The organism is Acidovorax sp., assembly GCF_047607405.1.
Lineage (GTDB): Bacteria > Pseudomonadota > Gammaproteobacteria > Burkholderiales > Burkholderiaceae_C > Acidovorax.
Genome location: NZ_JASGDA010000069.1, coordinates 23,422 through 33,049 on the forward strand (window position 1 = coordinate 23,422; position 9,628 = coordinate 33,049).

Consider the following 9,628-nt stretch of genomic DNA (forward strand, 5'->3'; position numbering starts at 1 on the left):
AAGGCACCCAGGTAAGCATCCTGGCGAGCGCTGCGCGCTGTTTGAACGTCCCCCGGCTATTGCACGAACCCGATGCGCCCACGCCCCGGGGCCGCCCTGGGCAGGTCGGCCACCTCCACCGTGCCGCGCTGGTCCAGCCGCGCGTTGCCGAAGCCCGTCATGAGCGCGCGGCGCATCTCGCGCGGCGGCATCTGGGCCAGCAGGTCGAGCACGTCGTCCTTCGGCTCGGGGTCGATCAGCCGCCCCCAGTCGTGACCGGCGCGGATGCCCTGGTACAGGTTGCGCGCGATGGCGCGGGCCTGTTCGGGCGTGGGCGCCTGCACCTCGAACACGTTCATGCGGTTCAGGATGGGGTCGGGGATGCCCCGGCTGTCGTTCGCCGTGGTGATCCAGATGACCTGGCTCGCGTCGATGGCGACCTCGGCGAACTCGTCGGTGAAGCTCTGCGCCGTGTCGTGCTCCAGCAGGCCGTACAGCGCGCCCAGCGGGTCGTACTGCGCGTCGCTCGCGGCTTTGTCGATCTCGTCCACCACGATCACGGGGTTGGCGTACTCGCCTTCCACCAGCGCCTCGAACACCTTGCCGGGGCGCGCGCCCTTCCATTGCGCGGACGAGCCCGAGAGCAGCCAGCCCGCCGTCATCGAGCTCATGGGTAGCAGGTTCATGCCCGTGCCCAGCAGCTCGGCCAACTGGCGCGCGAAGTGCGTCTTGCCGATGCCGGGCGGGCCCAGCAGCAGCATGGGCGTGACCTCCAGGCCGTCGCTGCTGTCCTGCGCCAGGGCCACGTGGCGCTTCACGTCGTCCAGCACCTCGGTGAAGTTGGGCAGCTGCTCGTACAGGTCCGCCATGTCGGGCACGCCCGAGGGCTTGACCTGGAAGCGCTCGGGGCCGCGCTCCAGCATGCGCTCATAGACGGTGCGCAGGGTTTCGTATTCGCGCTGGCTGCCCGATTCCTGGATGCGGGCGAGCTTGCGCTCCACGTCGCCGGGGCGGAACACGTGGCGGATCTGGGCCACCGGCAGGCGCAGGGCCGGGGCTTGGGGAACAAGGGCTTGGCTGTTCATGGCAGGCTCCTTTCCGTCGGTTCGGTTCACGCGATTATTCAAGCACACAACGTGCCCGCATGGCATGGCCGGTGGCGGGGCGTGGGGATTGCGCCACGTTGGGGCGCAGGGCGGCGTCCTACAATGCTTTCCATTTCCTTACACCGCAGCCGCACCATGCCCAAGACCCTGCGCGCCCGCTTGCTCCTGACTTCCGTCGCCATCGTCGTGCTGGCGTTGCTGGCTGCCACCCTCGGCTCCCTGTGGGCCAGCAACCGGCACAACCAGCAGTCCATCGCCGCCTTGCTCGACTCGCTCAGCCGCGCACACGGGTTGGCCATTGGCGACTGGCTGGCGGGCAAGCAGCAGGCCGTACAGGGTGCGGCGGCGCAGCTCAACCTGGGTGAACCCATGCCGGTGCTGCAGCAGCTGGAGAAGTCCGGCGGCTTCGACGTGGCCTTCGTCGGCTTTCCGGACAAGCGCCATGCGTTCTCGCGCGACATCGGCATCAAGCCGGATTTCGACCCCACGCAGCGCGTCTGGTTCAAGCAGGCGGCCGAGTCTGGCAAACCCGTGGTCACCATGCCCTACCGCGATGCAGGCCGCAACAAGATGCTGGTGACCTTCGCCACGCCCATCAAGGACCAGGGCCAGCTGGGCGCGGTGCTTGCCGCCTCGGTGCTGATGGACGGGGTGAGCGCCAACGTCTCGGCCATCAAGCCCACGCCCAGCAGCCTGGGCTTTCTGGTGGGCGCGGGCAACATCCTGGTGGCCCACCCCGACCCTGAACTGGCGCTCAAGCCCCTGGCGGACATCGCCCCCGGCCTCAGCGCCGAGCGGCTGGGCGAGCTGGCCGCGAGCGGCGCCATCGGCGAGGCCGAGGTCGAAGGCCGCGCCCGCCTGCTGCGCATCACGCGCCTGGAGCAGACGGGCTGGTACCTCGTCATCGCCCTGGACAGCGCCGAGGCCAACGCGGGCCTGCGCTCGGTGCTGTGGACCAGCCTGGCCGTGACGCTGGCGCTGGTGCTGGTCGCCGTCATCGTGATGGGGGCGCTGACGGGCCGCGCCTTCGGCCAGCTCAACCGCGTGCGCGACGCCATGGCCGACGTGGCCAGCGGCGACGGCGACCTGAGCAAGCGCCTGCCCGCGAACGGCCAGGATGAGGTGGCGCAGATCGCCGCGTCGTTCAACGCCTTCGTCGGCAAGATGAGCCACCTGCTGGCGGGCATGCGCGACACCAGCGAGTCCGTGCGCGTGGCCACCGAGGAGATCGCGCTGGGCAACCAGGACCTGTCCACCCGCACCGAGCAGACCGCCACCAGCCTGCAAAGCGCGGCCTCGGCGCTGGAGGAGCTGACCGCCACCGTGCGGCACTCGGCCGAATCGGCGCGCCAGGCCGACCAGATGGCGGGCGAGGCAGCGCGCGTGGCCGCTGCGGGCGGCGAGATGGTGGGCGAGGTGGTGCGCACCATGGAGGCCATCAAGGGCGCGTCCGGGCGCATCGCCGCCATCACCACGGTCATTGACGGCATCGCCTTCCAGACCAACATCCTGGCGCTGAACGCTGCCGTCGAGGCGGCGCGCGCGGGCGAGCACGGGCGCGGCTTTGCCGTGGTGGCGTCCGAGGTGCGCACGCTGGCCCAGCGCGCGGGCCAGTCGGCCAAGGAGATCCGCACGCTCATCACCGACTCCAGCGGCCAGGTCGAGACGGGCGTGGACCTGGTGGCGCGCACCGGCGGCACCATGCAGGAGCTGGTGGGCCAGGTGGGGCGCGTGGCGTCCATCATCAACGAGCTGCGCACCGCAGCGGACGAGCAGAGCGTGGGCATCGCCCAGGTCAACGACACCGTGAACCAGCTCGACCAGATGACGCAGCAGAACGCGGCGCTGGTCGAGGAGTCGTCCGCCGCCGCCGCCAGCCTGCGCGAGCAGGCGGGCAGCCTGGCGCAGGCGGCGGGGGCCTTCCGGCTGGCATAAGCCCAAAAAGAAAGAGCCGCCCGAAGGCGGCTCTGGCGGCGGGGCAGGGCAGGTCAGCCCTGCGCGCCCAGCAGCTGCTGCAACTCGCCCGACTCGTACATCTCCATCATGATGTCCGAGCCGCCGATGAACTCGCCCTTCACGTAGAGCTGCGGAATGGTGGGCCAGTGGCTGTAGTCCTTGATGCCCTGGCGGATGGCGTCGTCCTCCAGCACGTTCACGGTGGCGATGCTCTTGGGGTCCACGCCGCAGGCTTTCAGGATCTGCACCGCACGGCCCGAAAAGCCGCACATCGGAAAGCTGGCGCTGCCCTTCATGAACAGCAGGATGTCGTTGGATTTGACCAGTTGGTCGATGCGTTGCTGGGTGTTGTCGCTCATGGGGACTCCTTGAAAGGGGAAAGCTGCGGGGCCGCAATGGCGTGGATTATTTCACCGTCTGCCATAGCCCGCCCGAGCAGCGCGCGATGCCGGCCAGGTCGTTGCGGCTTTGCACCTGGGCGAAGCCCCGGGCCGCGAGCAGGGCGCGCACGGCTTCGGCCTGGTCGTGGCCGTGCTCCAGCAGCAGCCAGCCGCCGGGCGCGAGGCGGGCAGGGGCCTGGGCGATGATGGCGCGGAGGTCGTCAAGCCCGTCGGGGCCGCTGGCGAGGGCCTGCAGGGGCTCGTGGGTGAGTGCGCGCAGGTGCGGGTCGTCCGCTGCGATGTAGGGCGGGTTGGACACGATGGCGTCGAACGGGCCCTCGTCTTGCGCCAGGCCCGCCAGCCAGTCCCCCGCCGCGAAGCGCACGGGCAGGCCCAGGCGCCGGGCGTTCGCGCGGGCGACGGCCAGGGCGTCCTCGCTCGCGTCCACGGCCAGCACCCGGGCGGTGGGGCGTTGGCTTTGCAGAGCCAGGGCGATGGCGCCGCTGCCGGTGCCCAGGTCGGCGATGCGCGGGGCGGGCAGGGGGGCCAGCACTTGCAGCGCCCAGTCCACCAGCGTTTCGGTGTCGGGGCGCGGGTCGAGCACGCGGGCATCGACTTGCAGGGCCAGGCCGTAGAACTCTTTGGTGCCCGTGAGGTAGGCCACGGGCTCGCCTGCGGCGCGGCGCTGGCACAGGGCGGTGAAGCGTGCGTGCTGGGCGGGCGTGAGCGTGTCGGTGTCGTGCGCCAGCAGCCACGCGCGGCCTGCGTCGGGGCGGGCCAGGGCGTGCAGCAGCAGCATCTGGGCGTCGATGCGTGCCAGGCCCAGGGCGTGGGCCTGGGCGAGTGCCTGGGCGATGGTGCAGGATGCGTTCACTCTTGTTTTGATAGCTGCTTGCGCTTGTCCAGTAAGCGCTAGGGGCCGATTTGGCTTAAACCGCACCCATTTCCAGTTCTTCCAGCTGCTCGGCCTCGCGGGCGTGTTGCAGGGCCTGCAGCACGTCGGAGAGGTCGCCTTCCATCACGGCCAGCAGCTTGTACAGCGTGAGGTTGATGCGGTGGTCCGTCAGCCGCCCCTGCGGAAAGTTGTAGGTGCGGATGCGGTCGCTGCGGTCGCCGCTGCCGATCAGGCCCTTGCGCAAGGCGGCCTCCTTGGCGGCGCGCTCGCTGCGCTCTTTCTCTTGAATGCGCGCCTGCAGCACCTGCAGCGCCTTGGCCTTGTTGCTGTGCTGGCTGCGACCGTCCTGGCATTCGGCGACGATGCCGGTGGGCAGGTGGACCACGCGCACGGCCGAGTCGGTCTTGTTGATGTGCTGCCCGCCCGCGCCGCTGGCGCGGAAGGTGTCGATGCGCAAATCGGCCGGGTTGAGCTTGATCGCCTCGTGCTCGTCCGGCTCGGGCATCACGGCCACGGTGCAGGCGCTGGTGTGGATGCGGCCCTGCGTCTCGGTGGCGGGCACGCGCTGCACGCGGTGACCGCCGGATTCGAACTTGAGCGCGCCGTACACATGGTCGCCCTCGATGCGCAGCACGATCTCCTTGTAGCCGCCCAGCTCGGCCGCGTTCTCGCTGACCACCTCGACCTTCCAGCCCTGGCTGGCGGCGTAGCGCGTGTACATGCGCGTCAAGTCGCCCGCGAACAGGGCCGATTCGTCGCCGCCCGTGCCCGCGCGGATTTCGACGAAGGCGTTGCGCGCGTCGTCGGGGTCTTTGGGCAGCAGCAGGCGCTGCAGCTCGTCTTCGAGCTGCGCCAGCTCGGCCTCGGCGGCGGAGATTTCTTCCTGCGCCATCTCGGCCATGTCGGGGTCTTCGAGCATCTCGCGCGCGCCTGCCAGGTCGGCTTCGCGCTGCTGGTGGCGGGCGTAGCGGCCCGCGATCTGCGTGACCTCGGCGTGCTCCTTGGAGATGGTGCGGTACTGCGCCATGTCGGCCATGATGTCCTCGCGGGACAGCAGGAAGTCGAGTTCACCCAGGCGCTGCGCGTAGCGTTCCAACTGGCTTCTGAGAAAGGGTTTCATGCGGGTCGGGAAAGTGGTTTGCTACTGAACTTGTAGCTGCTGGCGCTTATGCAGTAAGCGCGGGAGGCCGATTGGGCTTGAAATGTGCGAGCGTTGCTAACGCTCTTTGCGCAGGAACAGGCGCGATACCGTCTGCGCCGTCTGCGCGCGCGTGCCGGCGTCGCCCGCGCGCAGCTCGGCCAGGGTGCCGTGCAGCATCTTCTGCGTGAGGCCGCGCGACAGCGCCTCCAGCACCGCGTCCACGTCCTCGCCCTTGGCGAGCAGCTTGCGTGCGCGGGCCAGCTCCAGCGCGCGCCATTCGTCGGCCTGGGCATTGAGCTGCTGGATCAGCGGCACCACGCCGCCTTCCGTGCCGATGGGGCTGCGCAGCTCCATCCAGTGCATGAAGCTCTGCACGCCCGCGTCGATGATGGCCTCGGCCTGCGCCACCGCCGCCTGGCGGTTGGCCTGCGCGGTCTGCACCACGCTGGCGAGGTCGTCCACGGTGTACAGGTACACGTCGCCCAGGGCCTTGACCTCGGGCTCGATGTCGCGCGGCACGGCCAGGTCCACCATGAACATGGGGCGGTGGCGGCGCTTCTTGAGCGCGCGCTCCACGGCGCCCAGGCCGATGATGGGCAGGCTGCTGGCCGTGCAGCTGATGACGGCGTCGAACTCGTGCAGGCGCTCGGGCAGGTCGGCCAGGCGCATCACCTCGCCGCCGAAGCGGGTGGCGAGCTTTTCGCCGCGCTCCAGCGTGCGGTTGGCGATGGAGATCTGCTTCGGCGTCTTGGCCGCGAAGTGCGTGGCGCACAGCTCGATCATCTCGCCCGCGCCGACGAACAGCACGCGGATCTTCGACAGGTCTTCAAAGAGCTGCCCCGCCAGCCGCACGGCCGCCGCCGCCATGCTGATGCTGTGCGCGCCGATCTCGGTGCTGGTGCGCACCTCCTTGGCTACGGCAAAGCTGCGCTGGAAAAGCTGGTTGAGCGTGGTGCCCAGGGCGCCTGCGGTCTCGGCGGCGCGCACGGCGTCCTTCATCTGGCCGAGGATCTGCGCCTCGCCCAGCACCATGGAATCGAGCCCGCTGGCCACGCGGAAGGCATGGCGCGCGACGAGGCTGTCTTCGAGCGCGTAGGAGTGCGAGCGCAGCAGCGCCGGGCTCACGCCGCCGCTTTGCGCCAGCCAGCCCAGCGTGTGGTCCAGCGCGGGGGCCTCTGCGGCGCAGTAGATTTCGGTGCGGTTGCAGGTGGAGATGATGGCTGTCTCCACGCCCGGGTGGCGGCTGGCGCTGCCCAGCGCCTGGCGCAGGCCGTGCAGCGTGGGGGCGATCTGGTCGAGCGCGAACGCGAACCGGCCACGCAGGTCGAGCGGCGCGGTGGTGTGGTTGATGCCGAGGGCCCAGACTGCCATGGGCTGCGATTATAAAATTCCCGGCTCCCGCGCGTGGCCCTGCCTGGACTGGCCTTGACGTGGGTCAATTCGCCCATGGACGCACTGCACACCTTCAACCACCTGCTCAACTTCGCTGCGCCCGCCGCCGCCCTGGCCGTGCTGCTGGCGCTGGCTGGGCGATTTTTCAAGCCAAAAGGGGCTCTGGCGCTTTCCCTGATTGGGCAGGTAGCTATTATTTTTGTAGTTGGCGTGGCGGTGCTGGCGGGCGGGCTGGTGCTGTGGGGCCGCGACGGCAAGATGCTGACCTATGCCGCGCTGGTGCTGGCCTGTGCCAGTTGCCAGTGGGTGCTGGTGCGCGGCTGGCGGGGCTGACCGTTCCTCAGTGGTAGTCGTCTTCGCGCTGGTGGCGGATGGCGGAGACGACTACCTCGCTGTCGCTGACGATGTGGAGCAGGGCCACGTAGCCCGCAGCGCCAAACGGAATCACCAGTTCGCGCTCCAGCCGGTCGTCGAAGGCGATGCGGCAGGTGAAAGGGTTGCGCTCCAGGATGCCGAATTCGCGCCGGATGGCGGCCAGGGCGCGTTCCGGCAGGTCGAAGTCCCCGTGCGCGAGCGCCGTTTCCACCAGGAAGTCTTCGAGCCGCCGCAAGTCGTCCAGCGCCCCGCCGGTGAGGCGGACGGCGTAGCTCACGAGCCCTGGCGCAGCGCGCCCATGCGGCCTGCCAGCCGCTGCTGCATGGCGGACAGGGCCTCGACCGCATCGTGCAGGTCGCCCGTCGCGCGCGCTTGCGCGAGCGATGCACGCCCACGCTCCACGAACTCCAGCTGTGCCTTGCGCCGCCGGGCCGCTTGCACGGTGGCCTGTTCGACGAACTGCGAGAGCGTTTCGCCTTCGAGCAGCACGCTTTCGATGGCCTGCCGTACCGCAGGGGGCACGCGCACGGGCGGGAGTTGGGCGGTCTTCATCGCGCCATCGTACCGTGATTGCAGTGCAATTGCTATGCGACAGGCGGGTCGCCGCTCTCGCGCTGCGCCTGCGCCACCGCCGTGGTGGCGGGCGGCGACAGCGCCAGCCCGGCTGCGCGCAGCGCGTCCAGGATGCAAAACAGCAGGTCGCTGCGCACCCCGCCCGCGTTGCGCGGGTTGCTGACGTAGCCGGTCGCCAGGAAGGTGAGCGTGCCGTTCTGGATGCCTTCGAGCTGCACTACCGGGGCGGGGTCGTCCAGGATGCCCTCGTGCGACTCGAAGGCCGCCAGGATCAGCGCGCGCATGCGCTGCGCGTCCGTGTCCAGCGGCGCGGGCAGGCGCAGCTGCACGCGGCCCGGCGCGCCGGTCAGCGTCATGTTGCGCACGGTCTTGGTGATGAACTCCGAGTTGGGCACGATCACGGTGGAGCGGTCGCCGAGCTGGATCTCGGTGGCGCGCACGTTCACGCGGCGCACGTCGCCCTCGGTGTCGCCCAGCACCACCCAGTCGCCCACCCGCACGGGCCGCTCGGCCAGCAGGATCAGGCCCGAGATGAAGTTCTGCACGATGGCCTGCAGCCCGAAGCCGATGCCCACCGACAGCGCGCTGGCCACCCAGGCGATGCGCTCCACGCTGATGCCCAGGCCCGCCAGCGCGAAGGCGATCACCACCACGCCGCCCACGTAGCCCAGCAGCGTGGTGATGGAGCTGCGCATGCCCGGGTCCAGCGCGGTGTGGGGAAAGTAGCGCTCGGTGAGCCAGCGCTTGAACATGCGGATCAGCAGCAGCCCCGCCGCCGCCACCGCCAGCGCCGTGAACAGGGCCTGCGGCGCCAGCGTGAAGTCGCCCACCTGGATGCTGTGGTCCACGGTGCTGCCCCGGCGGAAGACCTCGTCCGGCCCCGTGCCCAGGGGCGCCATGAGCGCGATCACCATGTAGAAGAACAGCGCCACGCGCAGCAGGCCGGACACGAGCACGGCGGCCTGGTCGAGCAGCGGCGCGTCGATGCCCAGCCCCTGGTGCAGCCGCGCGCCGAAGCCGCCCTGGGACGAGAGCACGGCCTCGCACACGTCGTCCACCAGCAGGAACAGCAGGTACGCGCTGGCGAAGACCACGCCGGTCCACAGCATCTGCCGCGTGAGCGTGCCCGCCAGCGCCACGTAGCCCAGGGCCACCAGCAGCACCGTGGCCGCCACGCCCACCCCTGCCGCCGCCATGAGCAGGCCCACCCACACCGGGCGGGGCGCTGGCGCGTCCTGGTCCGGCGGCGTGGCGGCAGGGCTGGCGCGCAGGGGGCGCAGCGCCAGGGCCACGATGGCCGAGAGCAGCAGCGCCGTGACCACGTTCACCATCACCTCGGCGACCGGGCTGGCGCCGACGATGCCGTTCACCTCGGTCGCCAGCCCGCCCAGCGCGGCCACGAGGGCGATCCACCACGGGTAGGGGCTCAGGCGCCGGGCCAACTCGTCCGTGATGCCGGGCAGCCGCCAGGAGCTGCGCCTGCGCGACAGCAGCGCATGCCCCAGGCCGACGACGAAGGCCGCGAACGCCGCCAGCTGTACGCTGGCCTGGGCCAGCGCGTGGGGGCCGGCCTGCAGCGGGCCGTCCACCGCCAGGGCGCTCCAGGCCAGCTGAACGGCCAGCGCGGCCAGCAGCACGTACAGGGCCACCGTGGCCGTGGCCAGCAGCGACCGGCGCAGCCGCCCGGCGGGCAGGCGTGCGGGCACGGCGCGCACCAGCAGCCATTCGCCCAGCGGAATACCGGCCACGACCAGCAGCAGGGCGCAGGCCAGCTGGCTGAGGAAGGCCGCGCGCTGGCCCGGCGCCAGCGCGGCGGCCAGGGCCGCGCGCA

At 70.6% G+C, this 9,628-nt stretch carries 10 protein-coding genes; 2 read left to right on the forward strand and 8 right to left on the reverse strand.

The genetic code is table 11. From position 1 onward, the window contains the following. Positions 1 to 56: 56 nt before the first annotated feature. Complete coding sequence (locus tag QM569_RS08075) at positions 57 to 1,064, reverse strand: AAA family ATPase (protein WP_414986717.1); 1,008 nt, start codon at positions 1,062 to 1,064, stop codon at positions 57 to 59. A gap of 156 nt (positions 1,065 to 1,220) precedes the next feature. Between QM569_RS08075 and QM569_RS08080 the strand changes: the two genes are divergently transcribed. Further along, a complete protein-coding gene (locus QM569_RS08080) occupies positions 1,221 to 3,020 on the forward strand; it encodes a methyl-accepting chemotaxis protein (RefSeq protein ID WP_414986718.1) in 1,800 nt (599 codons plus the stop codon). A 53-nt stretch (positions 3,021 to 3,073) separates the two neighbouring features. Here the strand turns inward: QM569_RS08080 and grxD are convergent, their stop codons facing one another. The 4 genes from grxD to hemA all read right to left on the reverse strand — a co-directional run bounded on the left by grxD (position 3,074) and on the right by hemA (position 6,828). After that, positions 3,074 to 3,400 (reverse strand): Grx4 family monothiol glutaredoxin, encoded by a 327-nt coding sequence (gene grxD / locus QM569_RS08085; RefSeq protein WP_414986719.1) that lies wholly within the window; start codon positions 3,398 to 3,400, stop codon positions 3,074 to 3,076. Positions 3,401 to 3,446: 46 nt separating this feature from the next. Beyond that, positions 3,447 to 4,295, reverse strand: a complete 849-nt coding sequence (gene prmC / locus QM569_RS08090; protein ID WP_414986720.1) for a peptide chain release factor N(5)-glutamine methyltransferase — start codon at positions 4,293 to 4,295, stop codon at positions 3,447 to 3,449. Positions 4,296 to 4,350: 55 nt separating this feature from the next. After that, positions 4,351 to 5,436, reverse strand: coding sequence for a peptide chain release factor 1 (gene prfA / locus QM569_RS08095; protein WP_414986721.1), 1,086 nt, complete (start codon positions 5,434 to 5,436; stop codon positions 4,351 to 4,353). 96 nt (positions 5,437 to 5,532) lie between these two features. Next, positions 5,533 to 6,828 (reverse strand): glutamyl-tRNA reductase, encoded by a 1,296-nt coding sequence (gene hemA, locus QM569_RS08100; protein WP_414986722.1) that lies wholly within the window; start codon positions 6,826 to 6,828, stop codon positions 5,533 to 5,535. 75 nt (positions 6,829 to 6,903) lie between these two features. Between hemA and QM569_RS08105 the strand changes: the two genes are divergently transcribed. Beyond that, on the forward strand, positions 6,904 to 7,182 hold the full coding sequence (locus QM569_RS08105; RefSeq protein WP_414986723.1) for a hypothetical protein: 279 nt from the start codon (positions 6,904 to 6,906) through the stop codon (positions 7,180 to 7,182). Between the two features lie 7 nt (positions 7,183 to 7,189). Here QM569_RS08105 and QM569_RS08110 read toward each other — a convergent pair whose 3' ends face one another. From QM569_RS08110 to QM569_RS08120, 3 genes are all read right to left on the reverse strand, one after another. After that, a complete protein-coding gene (locus tag QM569_RS08110) occupies positions 7,190 to 7,501 on the reverse strand; it encodes a type II toxin-antitoxin system RelE/ParE family toxin (RefSeq protein WP_414986724.1) in 312 nt (103 codons plus the stop codon). Further along, positions 7,498 to 7,776 (reverse strand): YlcI/YnfO family protein, encoded by a 279-nt coding sequence (locus tag QM569_RS08115; RefSeq protein ID WP_414986725.1) that lies wholly within the window; start codon positions 7,774 to 7,776, stop codon positions 7,498 to 7,500. The genes QM569_RS08110 and QM569_RS08115 overlap by 4 nt, the downstream gene beginning before the upstream one ends. Positions 7,777 to 7,808: 32 nt before the next feature. Beyond that, the coding region (locus QM569_RS08120) for a mechanosensitive ion channel family protein (protein ID WP_414986726.1) at positions 7,809 to 9,628 on the reverse strand (1,820 nt) is incomplete at its 5' end.